Below are 19,841 nucleotides of genomic sequence, written 5' to 3'. Positions count from 1 at the left end.
TTCAGCAATGCCTAGTACTTTGCATACATGCGACCTGGATTGAAAATACCATCAGGGTCAAATGCGTTTTTCATGTTTTGATGAATCTTGCCGACTGCTGGTGCCAGCGGTTGAAACACGCCAACACTTTTATCGCCGCCGCGAAACAAGGTCGCATGTCCGCCAGCCTTCACCGCTGCCGCACGAATGTCTATAGCAGGCGCATCCGAACGCAACCAACGCTGCGCGCCGCCCCACTCTATCAATTGCTGGCCTAATGCAATCGGTGGTGCTGTCGATGGCACAGACAAGCGCCACAACACGGATGACTGCGTGAAGAATTCATTACTCTGTTCGCGCATCGCAAGCCAGAAATTATCGCCATCGATTTCTTCGCCACCTATGGTTTGCTGCGCCGCTGCGATCGCTGCTTTCGCACCAGACAAACGCAACACCAACGCACCCTCACACCATGCGCTGGCAGAAATTGGCAAGGGCTGACCGCCCCATTCATTCAAGCGGCGAATTGCTTCGTCTTCATTCATCTGCAAACGTAAACTGGTTTCTGCATATGGTTTAGGCAAAACCTTCAACGACACTTCCAGCAACAAACCCAGCGTGCCCAGCGAACCTGCCAACAAACGTGAGACGTCGTAACCTGCAACGTTCTTCATTACTTGTCCGCCGAAATGCAAAACTTCGCCTTTGCTATCCATCAGCACCGCGCCGAGGACAAAGTCGCGAACTGAACCAACCGCAGCACGGCGTGGGCCGGCCAAACCGCAAGCCACCATGCCGCCCACGGTCGCACCGGGACCGAAATGTGGCGGCTCGAACGCGAAGATCTGATTCTGCTCAGCCAATACTTTTTCCACTTCGGCTAATGGCGTTCCTGCACGTACCGTGATCACCAACTCGGTTGGATCGTAAGCAATGATGCCGTGATAAGCGCGCGTATCGAGTACCTCGCCGATTGGCGATTGACCGTACCAATCCTTGCTGCCGCCACCACGCACGCATAGCGCTTGCTTGTCGCGACCAGCGGCGAGTATGCGTTCTTTAAACTGTTCGATTACTTGTTCCATGCGTGACCTGAAAAATTAAAAGCGCGGCAGATTGGCAAACTTCAGCATGCCGCGTTTGACGTGCATCTTGCCGTACTCGGCACAGCGTTGCAGCGTTGGAATTGCCTTGTTCGGATTCAGCAAAGAGACTGGATCGAAGGCGCGTTTGACGCTAAGGAAGGCATCCATCTCTGCACGTGAAAACTGCACGCACATCTGATTGATTTTTTCCAAACCGACGCCGTGTTCGCCGGTGATGGTGCCGCCTTCGGCCACACACATTTCCAGAATCTCGGCGCCAAATAATTCAGCCTTGTGAAATTCACCTTCAGTATTGGCATCGAATAAAATCAGTGGATGCAAATTGCCGTCGCCGGCATGAAATACGTTCGCACAACGCAAGCCGTATTTGATTTCCATACGCGCAATGCCAGTCAGCACATCGGCCAGGCTACGGCGTGGAATCGTACCGTCGATGCAGTAATAATCTGGGGAAATACGACCGGCTGCCGGGAACGCATTCTTGCGTCCTGACCAAAACCGCAGGCGTTCTGCTTCATCGCGCGAGACTGCAATGGCGGTAGCGCCCGAGTGTTTCAACACTTCGGTCATGCGCGCGATTTCTTCTTCAACTTCTTCTGGAATGCCATCGGATTCGCACAGTAAAATCGCTTCGGCATTCATGTCGTAACCGGCTTTGACGAAGGGTTCGACCATGCGCGTGGATGTCTTGTCCATCATCTCCAGCCCGGCTGGAATAATACCTGCCGCGATCACGCTGGCCACCGCATTGCCGCCTTTGACCACATCATCGAACGAAGCCAAAATAACGCGCGCCAATTTTGGTTTGGGAATGAGCTTGACCGTCACTTCAGTCACCACGCCAAGCATGCCTTCCGAACCTACAAATACCGAAAGCAAATCCAGGCCAGGCGCATCGAGTGCGGCGCTACCGAGTTCGATGACGTCGCCTTCTATAGTGACAACGCGCACGCGCATCACGTTGTGGACGGTCAAACCATATTTAAGACAATGCACGCCGCCAGAATTTTCGGCAACGTTGCCGCCTATCGTGCAGGCAATTTGCGAAGAAGGATCGGGCGCGTAATACAAACCCAGCGGCGCGACCGCTTCGGAAATCGCCAGGTTGCGTACGCCGGGCTGCACCACGGCAGTTCGCGCATACGCATCAACCTTGACGATCTTATTCATCCTTGCGGTCGACAATACCATGCCGTCGGCAATCGGCAAGGCACCGCCGGACAAACCGGTGCCCGCACCGCGCGGCACGATTTGCACTTTTAATTCATGACATATTTTGAGAATCGCAACGACCTGTTCTTCGGTGTTGGGCAAAGCCACCACCATAGGCAACTGCGCATACGCAGCGAGGCCATCGCATTCATAGGGACGCGTATCTTCTTCGTTGAAAAGAACGCAATGTTCAGGCAGCACGGCACGCAATGCATCGACCACCCGGCGCTGATGCGCGGGAGTGAAAGCCGGTGCGGAAGGCGCCGAAGTTGCGGGCGGCACCGCGGGTGTGGTGAGAGCAGGCGCCGAAACCGGTGCTGCCGAAGTCGTATTCATCATCAATGCTGCATCCAATACTCTATCGAATCATGCTGATCGTGGTGCTGATCTGGCTACTTGCTTTGCTGATTCACAGTGTAGCGAATGCGGGTCCAAGCGGGCGGTTTGAACGCGCTAATTTGACTGAAAGCTTTCCCAGTCAAAGTGAAAAATATTCAACTGATATAAGAGCACGCGTTAAAAAGCGCACATTTGCCGCCAAGATGACGACAACGTGCGCTTTTTTAGAAGGTGTGGCTGAAACTACAAGTTTACGGAAGTGACATGCTGAAACGCTTTCGCATCCAATCCAGCAACAAACCAACCTCAGGTCGATCGCGCACATTTCGTTCGTAGACCAAATAATACGCATGCTGCGGCGTGGTCAATTGGACGTCGAATAGCGGCACGATATCGCCGCTGGCGATCATGTCGGCGGCGAAATGTTGTCGCGTCAACGCTACGCCGTAGCCGTGTCTGACCGCTTCCAGCAACAAACCCAAATCATCGATACGCAAACCAGCCGCCGGCTCAGGCCAATCCAGACCCGCGACTTCAAACCATGGCTGCCACGGCTCCAGCGCCGAGCGCAGCAATTGCACTTTCTGCAAATCTGCCGGAGAACTGATGCCACCGACTTGCTTAAGATAAGCAGGACTAACTACTGGGAAAGCTGGTTCTTCAAATAATTTTTCGGTCACGATATCCGGATACTTGCCGGCACCGAAACGAACTTCGATATCGGTTTCCGACAAACTCATGTCGTATAGCGGCACCGACAAATACGTTTCGATCGTGATGTCCGGATGCTCGCTCATGAACTCATGCAGGTTCGGCAAAAACAGATAACGCGCAAACGTAGGCGGCACCGTCACCTTGACCTTCAAAGGCCCACTCATGTGCCGATGCGGCAATGGGAAGTCTGCCAGCGAACTCAACGCACCGCGCACCACATCCAGATAGCGCCGCCCGAAATCGGTCAGGCTGACGCTGCGGCCATCGCGCAAAAACAGGCGCTCGCCGACGAAATCTTCCAGCAGACGAATACGATGTGAAAACGCCGAAGGCGTGATGCACAACTCTTCCGCCGCAACCGCAAACGAACCATGGCGCGCCGCTGCCTCAAAAGCAGAAAGAGCATGTACAGGTGGGAGTCTAATTGCCATTACGTCCATTAATCGTCGGTTGCGAAGCAGTGATTTTACCGGGTTCACTGCGCTGCGACGACTAGATCGTTTTGTCGTATCCTCGCTACTCCACTCCACTTCTGACTTTTCACACTTCCCATGGGCAATCGACTATCAAAAATCGCCACACGCACTGGCGATAACGGCACTACAGGACTTGGCGACGGCAGCCGCGTCGACAAAGACGCTTTGCGCGTACACGCAATGGGCGACGTCGACGAATTGAATTCGCATCTAGGTTTGTTGCTGTGCGAAGACATGCCGCCCGCGTTGCGCGAAGAACTGATTTCGATTCAGCACGACTTGTTCGATATGGGCGGCGAGTTGTGTATTCCCGGCTATACGATGATTCACGATGCGCAGGTTGCGCGGCTGGATGCCTTGCTGGCGAAGTACAACGCTGATTTGCCGTCGCTGCAGGAATTTATCCTGCCCGCTGGTTCACGCGCGGCATCGCAGGCGCATGTTTGTCGCACGATCTGCCGGCGTGCTGAGCGCGCGATTGTCAGCCTTGGGAAAGCTGAAAAGATGAATGACAATCCACGTCAATATATGAATCGGTTGTCGGATTTGTTGTTTGTTTTAGCGAGGGTGTTGAATCGGTTTGCTGGTGGGGGGGATGTTTTGTGGGAGAAGGAAAGGGTTAGGGATATTTGAGTTTGCTCGTTATTCGATAATTAATAACGTCGTTTCTTCGTGGTTAGTTGCCGGGGGTAGCCCGGCTGCTACTTACTTTTCTTGCTTCGCCAAGAAAAGTAAGCAAAAGAAGGCGACCGCGAAGCCGCTGGCCCTTCGGGCTTCCCGTTTGTTCAAATCAAAAAATGGGAAGCGAACGAAACTCGCTACGCTCAGACAGCGTTCACTTCTTTTTCCATTTTCTGCTCCGCACAAACGGCAGCGTCAGAGCGGGTGAAGTCAACAGCAACGGCATTGTCGCGCGCCAACTCAAAATAAATCTCTAATTAAAATAGATAAACCTGTTGCTCTTATTTTTATCGGAGCATGTTTAGCGATCGGGATCTGGGCAACGATCAAGGCAGTGAAGACGATTGCGCAAACAGAGGCTTCCTAATCGTCGGGCTGCTCAATCCAGATGTATTTTTTGCTTTGGTTTTGGTTTTGGTTTTGGTTTTGGTTTTGGTTTTGGTTTTGGTTTTGGTTTTGCAGTTGACCTTAACCGCATGTGACGTTGCCAAGGCAAGCGGTCGTCAGGCGGATAAAGAGTGCAAACCTGTTTGAGCGCAGCGAGTTTGTTTGTGCTCCCGGCTGATGACCGTTTGACTTGGGTACCCGCGCAGCGGGCAACGGCTTCTGCGTCGCCTTCTTTTGCTTACTTTTCTTGGCGAAGCAAGAAAAGTGAGTAGCCGCCGGGCTACCCCCGGCAACTCACCACGAAGAGCAAACCGCATCAACATCTCAAGCCGAACAAATAAAAAAGCCGTTCAGCGCAACACTGAACGGCTTTTTTAAAACTAGGCGAAATTTATTTCACCCGCTTATCACTCTCAATCAACGCATAAGCCGAGTGATTATGAATCGACTCAAAATTTTCCGCTTCCAGCGTATAAGCCAAAACACGTTCTTCGTTGTTCAGCATCACCGCAACATCCCGCACCAAATCTTCAACAAATTTCGGATTGTCGTAAGCACGTTCCGTCACGTACTTTTCATCAGGACGTTTCAGCAAACCATACAATTCGCACGATGCTTGCGCTTCGATTTTTGCAATCAATTCTTCCACGACCAGATCGCCATCCAACACCGCGTGCACAGTAATATGCGAACGCTGATTGTGCGCGCCGTAGGCTGAAATCTTTTTCGAACATGGACACAAGCTGGTCACTGGTACCAAAACTTTCAGCGTGATTTCCAGCGCGCCATTTTTGATTTCGCCGGTCAGGCCGACTTCGTAATCCATCAGACTTTGCACGCCAGATACCGGTGCGGTCTTGTTGATGAAATACGGGAATGCTACTTCTATACGGCCAGCATTTGCTTCCAGCAAAACCAGCATGTCGCGCATCAGTTTGCTGAATGCTGGCACGTCAAGCGGGCCGCGCAAATCTTCCAGTAAGGCGATGAAACGCGACATGTGCGTGCCTTTTTGTTCTTCAGCAAGGTGCACATACATATTCCACGTACCAACCGATGGCTGTGTGCCAGCAGATGTTTTTACCGTCAGTGGATAGCGCACACCTTTGACACCGACGCGCTGAATGGCAATGTGACGAGTGTCTGGAGTGGCTTGTACATCCGGCATAGCGCTCAAGCTGAGATCGCGAGTATTCATTTTGAAACCTGTCCTGTCGGCGCGAAGCCGAAATAAGTGCTGCTTACTGCTTATTGTTGACGACCAGTCTTGGTTCGTCTTTTGAAAAACGTTGCCGAATTGAAGCAGCAATCCCTTTTGCATCTAGGCCACACGCAGCCAACAACTGCGCTGCGTCGCCATGATCGATAAATTGATCCGGCAAGCCCAGATTCAATAGCGGCTTGACGATACCTTCGGCTGCCATCGCTTCCGCGACTGCTGCGCCCGCGCCGCCCATGATCGCGCCTTCTTCCACTGTCACAAACGCATCGTGCGTTGCAGCCAGGCGTTTGAGTAATTCGACATCCAGTGGTTTGACGAAACGCATATTCGCCACAGTTGCGTCCAGCTCTTCACCAGCTTTCAGACTAGGCGCCACCATCGTGCCGAATGCGAGGATCGCGATGTTTTTACCTTCCCGACGGATTTCGCCAGTACCGAGCGGAATCGTTTCCAGCGTGTTCGCTACCTTGGCGCCGATACCGCCGCCGCGCGGATACCGCACTGCAGCAGGGCCATTGTATTGGAAACCGGTGGAGAGCATCTGACGGCACTCATTTTCGTCCGAAGCAGCCATCACGACCATATTCGGGATGCAGCGCAAATAGGCAATATCGTAATTGCCAGCATGGGTTGCGCCATCGGCACCGACCAAGCCGGCTCTATCCAGCGCAAAAGTCACATCCAGATTCTGCAATGCAACGTCGTGAATCAATTGATCGTAACCGCGTTGCAGGAAGGTCGAATAAATTGCAACAACCGGCTTCAAACCTTCGCACGCCATACCAGCCGCGAATGTCACTGCATGCTGTTCTGCAATGCCGACATCGTAATAGCGATCCGGAAAGCGCTGCTCGAACTCGACCATGCCTGAGCCTTCGCGCATCGCCGGTGTAATGCCGATCAAACGTTTGTCGGCAGCAGCCATATCGCAGAGCCAGTCGCCGAAGACGCTGGTGTAGGTTACTTTTTTCGCCGCAACTGGTTTGATACCTTCCGCGGGATCAAATTTGCCTGGGCCGTGATACAGCACAGGATCAACCTCAGCCAATTTGTAGCCCTGACCTTTTTTCGTCACGACGTGCAGGAATTGCGGGCCCTTCAAATTCTTCAAATTCTGCAAGGTCGGGATCAGCGAATCAAGATCATGACCATCGATAGGACCGATGTAATTGAAACCGAATTCTTCAAACATCGTGGCCGGCACGATCATGCCTTTTGCATGTTCTTCAAAACGTTTTGCGAGTTCGCGCACTGGCGCTGGCAAAACGGTCTTGCCGACATTTTTTGCCGCTGCATAAAACTGGCCAGACATCAGACGCGCCAGATAACGATTCAATGCGCCGACCGGTGGCGAGATCGACATATCGTTGTCATTCAACACAACCAGCAAATTAATGTCGTCGTGAATACCCGCGTTGTTCATTGCCTCAAACGCCATACCGGCAGTCATCGCGCCATCACCAATCACAGCGATCGCGTGTCTGTCTTCGCCCTTGGTTTTAGCGGCCAGCGCCATACCCAAAGCGGCGGAAATCGATGTCGATGAATGCGCAGTACCGAAGGTGTCGTAAGGACTTTCATCACGACGCGGGAAACCAGAAATACCTTCGCGCTGACGCAAGGAATGCATCTGATCACGACGTCCGGTCAATATCTTGTGCGGATAAGTTTGATGGCCGACATCCCACACGATGCGATCTTCCGGCGTGTTGAATACGTTATGCAGCGCAATCGTCAGTTCTACCGTGCCAAGATTGGACGATAGATGACCGCCAGTTTGCGCGACGGATTCAATGACGAACGCACGCAACTCGTCCGCGAGCTGCTTGAGCTGCGGTCGCGAGAGGTGCCGAATCTCGGCAGGATCATTTATTGTTTCAAGCAAATTCATACTAGGCCTTCCGCTGCACGATCAAGTCTGCGAGTTCTCGCAAGCGTCGTGCTTTGTCTCCGAACTGTTCCAGCGCACGATAAGCATCGGCACGCAATTTTTCTGCCAAGGCCTGCGATTGTTCCAGGCCCAAAATAGATACATAAGTCGGCTTGTTATCCGCGGCATCCTTGCCTGCGGTTTTACCCAGCGTTGCCGAATCTGCCGTCGCATCCAGCACATCATCAACCACTTGAAATGCCAAACCAATCGCGCTGGAATACTGATCCAGCGCAGCTATTTCATTTTCAGAAAGCGACTTGCCAGCGAGTGCGCCCAGCAATACCGACACGCGCAACAATGCACCGGTTTTCAACGTGTGCATCTGCTCCAATTCTTCCAGCGACAGAGTCAAACCTACACTAGCCAAATCGATCGCCTGACCACCGCACATACCGAGTGAGCCGGATGCTTTTGCCAGCAAGCGCAGCATCGCAAGTTGACGCGTCGCGTCGAGTCCGCCGTCTGCCAATATCTCAAACGCTTGCGACTGCAACGCATCGCCGACCAGCAGCGCGCACGCTTCGTCGTACTTCACATGCACAGTCGGTTTGCCACGACGCAGCGCATCGTCATCCATGCACGGCATGTCGTCATGTACTAGCGAATACGCGTGGATCATTTCAACTGCAGCCGCGGCGCGCGCCAGTTCGGCGGCATCCGCATCGAACAACGCGCCAGCAGCGTGAACCAACAAAGGCCGCACGCGCTTGCCACCATCCAGCACTGCGTAATGCATCGCTTCATGCAAACGCACAGGCTTTTGTGTCACTGGCGGCAAAAACTTCACCAGTGCCACTTCCATTTCAACCTGAATTGATTTCATCCAGCCGCCAAACAATTGCTCCGTCATTCATCCGCCTCAATACGTTCGGCGTTAAACGGTTTCAGCATGTCGCCTTCCAGCACTTTGACTTGCTGGTCTACTTTTTCCAATTGGGCTGCGCAATATTTCACCAGCTCCGAACCGCGCTTGTAGGCCGCAACGGATGCTTCCAGCGGCAACTCGCCCGCCTCCATGCGTGCGACTAATTCATCAAGTTCTGCCATCGCTTCTTCAAACGAAGACGGCAACGCAGCAGAGGATAGTTTTTTGGACATAAGGTCTGAAAAAAGGTTTAGCCCGTTATTTTAGAGCAATCCATACAAGACGGCGGATAAACGCAGCTTATGCGGCTGTTTCTGGCCTTAAAAACTGCTGTTTTTGGAGAAAACGGCTATTTTAGGTCTCAAAGCTCCTTAATTACCAAGGTAAGACACGTGCTTTTCCAAAATGGCTCGCGAGAATATTTTCTTTTTTGACAAGCATATAAATCTGCCTTCAAAACCGCGCCGCAACCCTGAACCCGATGAAGACTCTCGGGTATAATCGTCGGTTCTGTCCAAAATTGCCTCTTTATCTCGTTTGATCTAAGGTTTTTGCGGGTTCTTTCCTCTGGTTGGTGCAAATTAATTTGGGGGTGGAGATGTCCGATCTGGCTAATCTCGCCAAACTCGCGCGTTCAAACGCGCAACTTCCAGTCAACGTCTATTTTGACGAAGCACTGTTGAAGCAGGAAATTCAGCAATTGTTCCGCGATGGTCCGCGTTATGCGGGGCATGAATTGATGGTGCCGAATGTCGGCGACTTTGCCACGCTCGCGTGGGAAAACGAAGGCCGCATGCTGGTACGCAATCCGCAAGGTATTGAATTGCTGTCCAACGTCTGCCGTCATCGCCAGGCGAAAATGTTCAATGGCCGCGGCCATGCGAACAACATCGTCTGCCCGCTGCATCGCTGGACTTACGATCTCAAGGGTGAATTGATAGGCGCGCCACATTTCGGCGAAACGCCTTGCCTGAACCTGTCCAACACACCGCTGCAAAACTGGAATGGTTTGCTGTTCGAACGCAATGGCGTCGACGTCGCAAAAATTCTGGGCAATTTAGGCGTCACCAAAGATCTGGATTTCAGCGGCTACATGCTGGATCACGTCGAAGTGCACGAGTGCGACTACAACTGGAAAACCTTCATCGAAGTGTATCTGGAGGATTACCACGTTGAGCCTTTCCATCCAGGTCTCGGCAGCTTCGTCAGTTGCGACGATTTGAAGTGGGAATTCGGCGATCAATACAGCGTGCAAACCGTAGGCGTACACAACGCATTGGCCAAGCATGGTTCGCCGACTTATCAAAAGTGGCAAGAACAAATCTTGCAATTCCGCGGCGGCGTAGCGCCACCGTACGGCGCAATCTGGCTGACGCTGTATCCGAACATCATGGTCGAGTGGTATCCGCACGTTCTTGTGGTGTCGACAGTCTGGCCTAACGGTCCGCAAAAAACACGCAACGTTGTCGAGTTTTACTACCCGGAAGAAATCGTCCATTTCGAACGCGACTTCATCGCGGCAGAACGCGCGGCGTATATGGAAACCTGCGAAGAAGATGACGAAATCGCTTTACGCATGGATGCCGGTCGAAAAATTCTGATGGATAGAGGCGTCAACGAAGTAGGTCCGTATCAATCGCCGATGGAAGATGGCATGCAGCACTTCCACGAATGGTATCGCCGTCAGCTCGACGTCTAAACCGATCACAATTCGGGCGCGTGCATTCGTGCATGCGCCCTGAATATCTTCATTTTTATATCTTCACTTTAGTATCGCCACTCATGCAATCACTCTGGATGCTGTTCGCCACTTTCGCCTTTGCCATCATGGGCGTGTGCGTCAAGCTGGCGTCCGAAACATATACCGTTGCGGAAATCCTGATGTACCGTGGCCTGGTTGGCGTGGTCTTCATTTACGCTCTAATTCTGCGCCAGAACGGCAGCCTGAAAACCACTTTCATCTGGCAACATTTGTGGCGCTGTTTCGTCGGCACGGTCGCCGTGTGGTTATGGTTTTATGCGATCAGCCTGTTGCCGCTAGCGACTGCGATGACGCTCAATTACATGGCGCCGATCTGGATTTCCGGCATTCTGTTTTTTGCTGCGTGGCGCGCCGGCAAGCGGCGTTTTGAATGGGGCTTGGTCACCGCGATCATTGCCAGTTTCGTCGGTGTGACTTTGCTGTTGCGGCCGTCGATACATGACGATCAGTGGTTGGGCGGTTTTATCGGACTGTGTTCGGGTGCGCTATCGGCACTGGCGTATTTGCAGGTACGGCATCTGGGACAACTCGGCGAACCGGAATCACGCGTGGTGTTTTATTTTTCTGCGACTGGCTTGTTTGCGGGTTTTCTCGGCTGCCTATTTGGACCAGGTTTGCACGAAGAACCGGTCAGCATCTTGCGCGCGCATTCTGCTTACGGTATCTCCTTATTACTCGGCATCGGTGTACTCGCAGCAATGGCGCAGATGGCAATGACGCGCGCCTATCGTTTAGGCAACACGCTGGTCACTGCCAACCTGCAATACACCGGCATCGTCTTCTCAAGCTTGTGGGGCATACTGATCTGGAACGATGTGCTGGGCATTTATGGCTGGCTCGGTATCGCTATCATTCTGGTCAGCGGCGTCGTCGCAACGTTTTACAATATTCGCAATACGAGTACGTCGAAAACTGTGGCGCCGGTTGATCCGATTGCTACGGAACTGTAAATAAAACTGTAAAGCACGAATTCAATCCTGCATGTCAGCAAGCTGATGAGCAGGCGCATGATCCACACCAAGGAGAACGCATGACTTTCACTACCCTGATTTCCGCCGCTGAACTGGCGCAACACGTGTTTGATCATGACTGGGTCGTCATCGATTGCCGTCACGATCTGGCCAAGCCGGATGCAGGCCAACAAGCTTTCGCAGAAGGACATATTCCGAATGCACAATTCGCCCATCTGGATGATGATTTAGCGGGCGAAAAAGTTGGTGCTGACGGCAAATTTCATGGACGTCATCCATTGCCGGATCGCGCTGCCTTCATTGCAACTTTGCAGCAATGGGGCATCGGTGAGAACACCCAAGTCGTTGCGTATGACGCACACGGCGGCATGTTCGCCGCGCGCTTGTGGTGGATGTTAAAGTGGGTTGGGCACGACGCTGTTGCAGTGCTGGATGGTGGCTTGCCGGCATGGGTAGCGCACGGCATGTTTGTATCGACGGAAGCTTCGTCGCGTACGCTGGGCACATTGAAAGATAAGCCCGCATTAGTAGCATCGATCAATGCTGACGAGCTTTTGAAAAGCTTGAATGACGGACGCCGCACCATCATCGATGCGCGTGCACCAGATAGATTCCGCGGTGAGAATGAAACGCTGGATCCTGTGGGTGGCCATATTCCTGGCGCGAAGAATCGCTTCTTCAAAGATAATCTGCAAGCCGATGGTCGCTTCAAATCTGCCGATCAATTACGCACCGAGTTTAGTGATCTGATCAAGAATCCGGAAGCCACCGTCATGCAATGCGGCTCAGGCGTTACGGCTTGCCATAACGTACTGGCACTGGAAATTGCGGGATTGACCGGAACTGCGTTGTATCCGGGTTCATGGAGTGAATGGTGCAGCGATCCGACACGGCCGGTTGCACAAACTGTCTAAACGATAGCGTCAGCAGCGCACACGGTTTAATGTGCGTGCGAATGACCCGTCAAGAATAAAACGATGCCGACGCCAAGTGCGATCAACAGCACTTGCGGTATGGTTTCACGCATGGATGCACGACGCTGCATTTGCGGCATCAAATCGCTGACCGCGATGTAGATAAATCCGGAAGACGCGAATACCAACACGTAGGGTATCCATGACTGCGCGCTGTCTAATAACAGGTAGCCAACCACGCCGCCCACGATCGCCATCAAACCAGAAATAATGTTGTACACATAAGCGCGGGTACGCGTAAAACCTGCGTTCAGCAAGACGATGAAGTCGCCGATTTCTTGCGGAATTTCATGCGCGATAATTGCCAGGCCGGTCATGATGCCGAGATGCGGATCAGCCAGAAAAGCTGCCGCAATCAAAATGCCATCCGTAAAATTATGCAGACTGTCACCGACCAAAATCATCCAGCCAGACGCACCCGCTTCGTGTGCATCATGGCCGTGATGGTGACCGTGACCATCATGTTCGTGATGATGCGAGTGACGCAGGATCGCCATTTTTTCCAGCAGGAAGAAAGCCAGCAATCCACCTAGCAGCACCGCGAATAATGTGTGCGCATCCGCTTCCGATTCAAACGCTTCCGGCAAGGCGTGCAACAAGGATGTCGCCAGCAAAATCCCGACCGACAGGCTGACCATGCGGTCGACCAGTTTCGACAGCAGCGAAAAGGAAAACAGCGCCGCAGCGGAAATGCTAAATACACCAGAGATGGCGGTGGTCAACAGGATGGAAACGAGCGTGGAATTAATTTTGAATCTCAATAGATGCAACAAGGTTGCAAATTAGAACATATCTCACTCATTTCAGCAAATGAAAAGCGCGGCACGCCTTTGAGAGGACATGCCGCGCTTTTAACTTTCGGGTTCAAATCAATCAGGCAACGCCGTTCGCTTTCAGCCATGCGAGGCATCGAGTCCAGCCGTCTTTGGCATCTGCCTCGACATAACTAGGACGGTAGTCTGCATGGAAGGCATGGCCGGAATTTTTAAACACGACGAACTCTGATTTGCTACTGCCTTTGGCTAGCGCGTCCTTCATTTCCACCACCGTGGTGACAGGGATGCCGCCATCTTGTGCGCCATACAAACCGAGTATCGGAGTCTTGAGTTTGGCCGCGATATCGACCGGATGCGTAGGTGTCGCAGCGGTGCTGTTGCCGACCAAACGGCCGTACCAGGCGACGCCCGCTTTGACTTTAGGATTGTGCGCCGAGTACATCCACGTAATGCGTCCGCCCCAGCAAAAACCAGTGATGCCTAATTTGGCGGTGTTGCCGCCATTTGCCTTGGCCCATGCGACGACCGCATCCAGATCGGTCATGACTTGTGCATCAGGCACTTTCATAATGACTTCCTTCTGCAATTCGGCAACCGTTTTGTATGCGCCAGGATCACCTTGGCGCACAAACAGACTCGGTGCCAAAGCGAGGTAACCCAGCTTCGCAAAACGGCGCGCGACGTCAGCGATATATTCATGCACACCAAAAATTTCGGAGATCACCAGAATCACCGGCAGATTGGTTTTGCCTTCCGGTTGTGCGCGATACACAGGCACCGCCTGCCCGTTGACCATTACTGTCACTTCACCAGCGGTTAATCCGGCAGCATCGGTCTTGACGACGCTCTGCGCACACACTGGCAATACTGCCGCGGCGAAACCAGTACCCAGCGCAGTCTTGATGAAGCCGCGTCTATCGACACCATCGGACAAAGGTGTTTTTGCAACCAGGCTGTCGAAATCTTCTTTCATATTTTCCATGTCTATCCTCCAGTGAATAAAACGGTTGGACCTTACAACTTAAGAAACGTTTTCTGCAACAGAACATAGGCAGTCAATGTTGCAAAAAAATTAGTGTGCCTCGTCCCAGTTCTTGCCTACACCCACTTCCGCGATCAGCGGCACTTTCAATTGCGCGACGTTGCGCATCAACTCCGGCAATTTTTCACGAACCAAGGCCAGCTCGGTTTCCGGCACTTCCAGCACCAGTTCATCGTGTACTTGCATGATCATTTTTGACTGCAGCTTTTCAGATTCTAACCAACATTGCACCGCAATCATTGCCAACTTAATCAAGTCGGCCGCAGTGCCTTGCATAGGCGCATTAATCGCTGCACGTTCTGCACCCTGACGACGCGGACCATTCGGTGAGTTGATTTCCGGCAGCCACAGACGACGACCGAAAACCGTTTGCACATAACCGCGTGCTTTCGCTTCCAGACGCGTTTCATCCATATAGCGTTTGACGCCGGAGAAACGATAAAAATATTTTTCGATATAGCTTTGCGCCGCTGAGCGTTCGATACCGAGATTGCCTGCCAGACCGAATGCGCTCATGCCGTAAATCAAACCGAAGTTGATAACTTTCGCGTAGCGACGTTGTTCGCTGTTGACCTCAGTAGCGCTAACACTAAAAATTTCAGCCGCAGTCGCGCGGTGAATATCTTCGCCTTCTGCAAACGCGCGCAACATGTTTTCATCGCCAGAAATGTGCGCCATGATGCGCAATTCGATTTGCGAATAATCTGCAGAGACGATCACGCTGCCAGGCGGCGCGATAAAGGCTTCGCGTATACGGCGACCTTCTGCATTACGAATAGGTATGTTTTGCAGATTAGGTTCATTCGAAGATAAACGACCAGTAACCGCAACCGCTTGCGCGTAATTGGTATGCACACGGCCAGTGGTCGCATCAATCATTTTCGGCAACTTGTCGGTATAGGTCGACTTCAGTTTTGACAAGCCACGGTACTCAAGCAAGACCTTAGGCAAGGGATAATCCTCAGCCAGTTTTTGCAGTACTTCTTCATCTGTCGATGGCGCGCCTGATGGTGTTTTCTTGACGACAGGCAGCTTCAATTTTTCAAAGAAAATTTCACCGATTTGTTTAGGCGAATTCAAGTTGAAAGGCTGACCTGCCAACTCGTAAGCAGCTTGTTCAATTTCCAGCATGCGCTTGCCAAGTTCATTCGATTGCGTCGCCAGCAAAGCAGGATCGATCAACACGCCATTGCGTTCAATTTTTTGCAACACAACTGCGGTCGGCAACTCGACCTCTTCGTAAATATAGATCAAGCCTTTATCACCACTCACATGCGGGAACATGCGTTGATGCAGTTGCAAAGTGATGTCGGCATCTTCCGCTGCGTATTCAGTCGCGCGGCCGATTTCGACTTGATCAAAACAAAGTTGCGAAGCGCCCTTGCCGCACACATCTTGAAACGTAATCGTCTTGCGATTCAAATGCCGTAAAGCGAGGCTGTCCATATCGTGACTGCGATGCGATTCGAACACATAGGATTCAAGCAAGGTGTCGTGCTGGATGCCGCGCAGATGAACGCCGTGATTAGCGAAAATATGGCTGTCGTATTTCAGGTTTTGTCCGACCTTGGCTTTGCTGTCATCTTCGAGCCAAGCCCGCAATTTTTCCAAAACAAAATCGCGCGACAATTGTTCAGGCGCATCTTGATAGCGATGCGCAACCGGGATGTAGGCTGCAACGCCTGGTTCGCAACACAAAGAGATGCCCACCAATTGCGCTTGCATAGGCTCCAGCGAAGTGGTTTCTGTATCAACTGCAGTCAAGGTCGCAGCATTGATTTTAGTCAACCAACGATCCAGATCAGCTTCGGTCAAAACGGTCTCGTAATGCTTTTCAACTTCCGGCAAATCTTCGCCAAACAATGCGCCTTGCGGGGCAATGCCGGTGGTAGCGGACGGCGCACTGCTTGCCGGCTCAGTCGCGTCAGCACTACCGGTCAACTCACGCAACCAGCTTTTGAAACCATTGCGTTTGAAGAAGGCAATCATCGCCTCTACGTCTTCCGGTTTTTGCTGCAGTGATTCTTCTATCGACTTCATGTGTGCCGACAGATCGCAATCCGTTTTAACCGTGATCAATACTTTTGCTTGCGGCAACCAATCCAGTGCACGACGTAGATTGTCACCGACCACGCCTTTGATCTCTGCCGCATGTTCGACGATACCGTCCAGCGTGCCGTATTGCGTCATCCATTTGACGGCCGTTTTCGGACCGACTTTCTCGACGCCCGGCACGTTATCGACGGTGTCACCGATCAAGGTCAGGTAGTCCACGATGCGCTCTGGTGGCACACCGAACTTGGCGATAACGCCTTCACGATCGAGCACTTCATTGCTCATCGTATTCACCAGCGTCACATGGTCATTGACGAGTTGCGCCAGATCCTTGTCGCCGGTCGAAATCACACTGTTCATGCCGTACTTGACCGCTTCGACCGACAAGGTAGCGATCACGTCATCCGCTTCTATCCCTTCCACCATCAAAATCGGCCAGCCCATCGCGCGTACTGCTTCATGGATGGGCTCAATCTGGCGTGCAAGATCCTCCGGCATCGAGGCGCGCTGCGCCTTGTATTCGGCGTACAGATCGTCGCGGAAAGTCTTGCCTTTGGCGTCGAATACGCACGCCATATACGCGCTCGGATAATCCTTGCGCAAGCGGCGCAGCATATTGATCATGCCGTAGATGGCACCGGTGGGCGCGCCTTCGGGCCCGCGCAAATCCGGCAGCGCATGGAAAGCGCGATACAAATAGCTGGAGCCGTCGACTAATAACAGAGTTTTATTCATAGGGATTCAATCAGGAAAGCGGCCGGCTGAGGGGCAAAAGCACTCATGGCAAACGGCTACGATTATGGCAGAGTTTGACCTGTCGATTACTTCGATTCCAGCATCAGATTCAACGCCGAGCGCGCAGAGCAAAGTCGCACAAAGATTGGCATTATGGAAAGCCCTTCGAAAAGCCCCATCAAACGCGTGCACACAGTGAAACACAAACTGAACTATTTTCTGCAGGGATGAGCCGGTTTGCTACAATGAACCATATTGGTTTCCTTTCAACGACGGCTCATCCATACATCATGCGCACATCCAAATTCTGGTCCTTCATTACGATTTCCGCAGTGACAATTGCAACACCTTTGATTGTCAGCGCGCAATCGACGCCACCAAGCAAGGATTTCGCACCAGCACCGCCGCAAACGCAGCGTCTGGAAGAAGGCGAAGCACCGGCGGTCACGATCCGTCAGCCTGATACGCAAAAGAAAATTACCGAGAAAAAATCTCAGGGCAAAGTCACTGAAGTCAAAGTGCAAACCGGCAGAACCACGTATTACGCAAAACCGAACGATACCGCTGGCGCGATGCGCGGCGACGGTCAAAGCGATACCAATCGCCCAGTGCAATTTGAAGTAGGCACCTTCGGCGGACCAAAAACCGCTCCTGCACCTGATCCGGTACAAACATTGGCGCCAGCACCTGCACCAGTAAAATAATCAAGCCGCAACAAGTTCTGTCGGCAATCGCCAGATAACGCACTCCGGTGCGTTATTTTTTGTTTTTTGATGACACGTATTTTTATTGAATACGCATTTTTATATATCCTCATGGCAGTTTTTACTCCGGTCAGCCTCGATGACCTTTCCTCGTGGATCACGCAATTTGATCTGGGCAAAGCGCTCGCGATCAAAGGCATTTCATCAGGCATCGAGAACACCAACTTTTTCATCACGACCGAGCGCGGCGAATATGTGCTGACGGTGTTTGAAAAACTCACGTTTGAACAACTTCCGTTCTACCTGAACCTGATGCGTCATCTGGCTGAAGGCGGCGTGTCTGTTCCCGCGCCTATCGCCAATCGCAAGGGTTCCATCATTAATGAATTGCATGGCAAGCCAGCGTCGATCGTGACCAAGCTGGAAGGCCACTGCGAACTGGCACCGAAACCTGTGCATTGCGCCGCCGTCGGCGCGATGCTGGCCTGCATGCACATGGCAGCAGAAGATTTTGAAATACGCCAACCGAATCTGCGCGGGACTGAGTGGTGGAATGAAACCACGCCAGTCGTCATGCCTTACCTGACAAACAGCAACAAACAGTTGCTGACAACGGAAATGGCTTTTCAGAATACGTTTGCCGCATCGGATGCGTTCAAGGAATTGCCTAACGGCCCTATCCATGCCGACCTGTTCCGCAACAATGTGATGTTTGATGGCGATCAGTTAAGCGGCTTTTTCGACTTCTATTTCGCCGGTTGCGACACCTGGCTATTCGACGTGGCAGTGACGGTCAACGACTGGTGCATCGATATCGAAAGCGGCGAACTGGATCAAGCGCGCGCGCGCGCGATGCTGGATGCGTATCACGAGATACGGCCATTTACAGAAGAAGAACAAATCGCTTGGCAAGCGATGTTGCGTGCCGGCGCATTACGTTTTTGGCTGTCGCGCTTATATGATTTCCATATGCCACGCGATGCGGAAATGCTGACACCGCACGATCCGGAGCATTTTGAACGGATACTGCGTTTGCGTATCGAACACGCAGCACCTGCACTTTTTACTACGGCGGGATGATGGAAAAATTACCTGCAAAAACCGGTTGGCTTTGGGTAACGGAAGGCTTTGCGCTATTCCGCAAGCAACCAGCTGAATTATCAACACTATTCTTTGGCTACATGTTTTTGATGCTGGCACTCGGCATCATTCCTGTCATCGGTCAGTTAATGCCACTGATATTGGTGCCGCTGTTCTCGATGAGCTTCATGCATGCATGCTTGCAAATCGAAGCAGGCAAAAAGGTCTATCCAAATCTATTGCTAGTCGGTTTCCGCTCACCGTTCGTGCGTAATCTGATCAAGCTCGGCTCACTGTATTTGCTGGCGGCGATCATTGCGATCGGCGCGTCTGCTTTAGTTGACGGCGGCGTATTCGTGCAGGCGATTACCGGTCAAATCGCGATTGATGCAGAGACGGTACGCAATTCAAACATGACACTGGCAATGATGTTTTCTGCGCTTGTGTACATACCGGCCGCGATGGCGTTCTGGTATGCAGCACCGCTGATTGCATGGCAGGAAATGGGCGTAGGCAAAGCGATTTTCTACAGCTTCTTCGCGGTACGTCGTGCCAGTAAAGCATTTTTGATTTATGGCTTGGCGTGGGTCACGATAGGCATGATTTTGCCAGTGATCGTGAGTTCGATTTTCGGCATGTTGTTGAACTCGCCGAATGCTTCGATCTTCATTTTGCTGCCGATTTCTCTGGTACTAACCGTCATTATGTATTGCTCGTTTTATCCGAGCTACACACATCTGTTTGGACCAGCGCCAGATCCGTTACCGGCAAAAATTTCAGCGGATTAAAAGCAGAGGGAAATCAAGCAGACGTCCCGTCGTACTCAAA

The 19,841-nt window shown here is 52.2% G+C and carries 19 protein-coding genes; 9 read left to right on the top strand and 10 right to left on the bottom strand.

The window, feature by feature from the left end; genetic code table 11:
• Window positions 1-11 precede the first annotated feature (11 nt).
• Window positions 12-1,064: a glycolate oxidase subunit GlcE gene (gene glcE, locus Q7T66_RS16650; protein ID WP_304934222.1), complete on the bottom strand. Its 1,053-nt coding sequence runs from the start codon at window positions 1,062-1,064 to the stop codon at window positions 12-14.
• Between the two features lie 15 nt (window positions 1,065-1,079).
• Window positions 1,080-2,633 carry an FAD-linked oxidase C-terminal domain-containing protein gene (locus Q7T66_RS16645; RefSeq protein ID WP_304934221.1) on the bottom strand — a complete coding sequence of 518 codons (1,554 nt, stop codon included), beginning with the start codon at window positions 2,631-2,633 and terminating at the stop codon, window positions 1,080-1,082.
• Between the two features lie 32 nt (window positions 2,634-2,665).
• Between Q7T66_RS16645 and Q7T66_RS16640 the strand changes: the two genes are divergently transcribed.
• Window positions 2,666-2,899 carry a hypothetical protein gene (locus Q7T66_RS16640; RefSeq protein WP_304934220.1) on the top strand — a complete coding sequence of 78 codons (234 nt, stop codon included), beginning with the start codon at window positions 2,666-2,668 and terminating at the stop codon, window positions 2,897-2,899.
• On the opposite strand, the gene Q7T66_RS16635 is transcribed toward Q7T66_RS16640, so the two are convergent.
• Entirely contained in the window at window positions 2,888-3,781 is an 894-nt protein-coding gene (locus tag Q7T66_RS16635; protein ID WP_304934219.1) for a LysR substrate-binding domain-containing protein, read from the bottom strand. The two genes, Q7T66_RS16640 and Q7T66_RS16635, sit on opposite strands and share 12 nt — an antisense overlap.
• 120 nt (window positions 3,782-3,901) lie before the next feature.
• Here Q7T66_RS16635 and Q7T66_RS16630 point away from each other — a divergent pair, with 120 nt between their 5' ends.
• Entirely contained in the window at window positions 3,902-4,459 is a 558-nt protein-coding gene (locus Q7T66_RS16630) for a cob(I)yrinic acid a,c-diamide adenosyltransferase (protein WP_304934218.1), read from the top strand.
• 345 nt (window positions 4,460-4,804) lie between these two features.
• Window positions 4,805-5,041 carry a hypothetical protein gene (locus Q7T66_RS16625; RefSeq protein ID WP_304934217.1) on the top strand — a complete coding sequence of 79 codons (237 nt, stop codon included), beginning with the start codon at window positions 4,805-4,807 and terminating at the stop codon, window positions 5,039-5,041.
• Window positions 5,042-5,285: 244 nt separating this feature from the next.
• Here the strand turns inward: Q7T66_RS16625 and folE2 are convergent, their stop codons facing one another.
• From folE2 to Q7T66_RS16605, 4 genes are read right to left on the bottom strand one after another with little or no spacing between them, the layout of a single operon-like run.
• On the bottom strand, window positions 5,286-6,092 hold the full coding sequence (gene folE2, locus Q7T66_RS16620; RefSeq protein WP_304934216.1) for a GTP cyclohydrolase FolE2: 807 nt from the start codon (window positions 6,090-6,092) through the stop codon (window positions 5,286-5,288).
• 43 nt (window positions 6,093-6,135) lie between these two features.
• Entirely contained in the window at window positions 6,136-8,007 is a 1,872-nt protein-coding gene (gene dxs / locus Q7T66_RS16615; protein ID WP_304934215.1) for a 1-deoxy-D-xylulose-5-phosphate synthase, read from the bottom strand.
• A gap of 1 nt (window position 8,008) precedes the next feature.
• Window positions 8,009-8,899: a polyprenyl synthetase family protein gene (locus tag Q7T66_RS16610; RefSeq protein ID WP_304934214.1), complete on the bottom strand. Its 891-nt coding sequence runs from the start codon at window positions 8,897-8,899 to the stop codon at window positions 8,009-8,011.
• Window positions 8,896-9,147, bottom strand: coding sequence for an exodeoxyribonuclease VII small subunit (locus Q7T66_RS16605; RefSeq protein ID WP_304934213.1), 252 nt, complete (start codon window positions 9,145-9,147; stop codon window positions 8,896-8,898). The genes Q7T66_RS16610 and Q7T66_RS16605 overlap by 4 nt, the downstream gene beginning before the upstream one ends.
• 365 nt (window positions 9,148-9,512) lie before the next feature.
• Here Q7T66_RS16605 and Q7T66_RS16600 point away from each other — a divergent pair, with 365 nt between their 5' ends.
• The 3 genes from Q7T66_RS16600 to Q7T66_RS16590 all read left to right on the top strand — a co-directional run bounded on the left by Q7T66_RS16600 (window position 9,513) and on the right by Q7T66_RS16590 (window position 12,561).
• Window positions 9,513-10,613, top strand: coding sequence for an aromatic ring-hydroxylating dioxygenase subunit alpha (locus Q7T66_RS16600; RefSeq protein ID WP_112992789.1), 1,101 nt, complete (start codon window positions 9,513-9,515; stop codon window positions 10,611-10,613).
• Between the two features lie 83 nt (window positions 10,614-10,696).
• Window positions 10,697-11,626: a DMT family transporter gene (locus tag Q7T66_RS16595; RefSeq protein WP_304934212.1), complete on the top strand. Its 930-nt coding sequence runs from the start codon at window positions 10,697-10,699 to the stop codon at window positions 11,624-11,626.
• Between the two features lie 80 nt (window positions 11,627-11,706).
• Window positions 11,707-12,561: a sulfurtransferase gene (locus Q7T66_RS16590; protein WP_304934211.1), complete on the top strand. Its 855-nt coding sequence runs from the start codon at window positions 11,707-11,709 to the stop codon at window positions 12,559-12,561.
• A 26-nt stretch (window positions 12,562-12,587) separates the two neighbouring features.
• Here Q7T66_RS16590 and Q7T66_RS16585 read toward each other — a convergent pair whose 3' ends face one another.
• From Q7T66_RS16585 to polA, 3 genes are all read right to left on the bottom strand, one after another.
• Complete coding sequence (locus Q7T66_RS16585; protein WP_370691661.1) at window positions 12,588-13,259, bottom strand: ZIP family metal transporter; 672 nt, start codon at window positions 13,257-13,259, stop codon at window positions 12,588-12,590.
• Between the two features lie 235 nt (window positions 13,260-13,494).
• Complete coding sequence (locus Q7T66_RS16580; RefSeq protein ID WP_304934209.1) at window positions 13,495-14,379, bottom strand: dienelactone hydrolase family protein; 885 nt, start codon at window positions 14,377-14,379, stop codon at window positions 13,495-13,497.
• Window positions 14,380-14,469: 90 nt separating this feature from the next.
• Window positions 14,470-17,229 (bottom strand): DNA polymerase I, encoded by a 2,760-nt coding sequence (polA, locus tag Q7T66_RS16575; RefSeq protein ID WP_304934208.1) that lies wholly within the window; start codon window positions 17,227-17,229, stop codon window positions 14,470-14,472.
• Window positions 17,230-17,519: 290 nt separating this feature from the next.
• On the opposite strand from polA, the gene Q7T66_RS16570 reads away from it, so the two are divergent.
• From Q7T66_RS16570 to Q7T66_RS16560, 3 genes are all read left to right on the top strand, one after another.
• Window positions 17,520-17,933, top strand: coding sequence for a DUF2782 domain-containing protein (locus tag Q7T66_RS16570; RefSeq protein WP_304934207.1), 414 nt, complete (start codon window positions 17,520-17,522; stop codon window positions 17,931-17,933).
• 111 nt (window positions 17,934-18,044) lie between these two features.
• Window positions 18,045-19,013 (top strand): homoserine kinase, encoded by a 969-nt coding sequence (locus Q7T66_RS16565; RefSeq protein WP_304934206.1) that lies wholly within the window; start codon window positions 18,045-18,047, stop codon window positions 19,011-19,013.
• Entirely contained in the window at window positions 19,013-19,801 is a 789-nt protein-coding gene (locus Q7T66_RS16560; protein ID WP_304934205.1) for a BPSS1780 family membrane protein, read from the top strand. Before Q7T66_RS16565 ends, Q7T66_RS16560 begins: the two co-directional genes overlap by 1 nt.
• Window positions 19,802-19,841 lie beyond the last annotated feature (40 nt).

This window comes from Herminiimonas sp., from assembly GCF_030655415.1.
The sequence above is the reverse complement of the archived record's forward strand: the minus strand, read 5'-3'. Positions and strand labels throughout refer to the sequence as shown.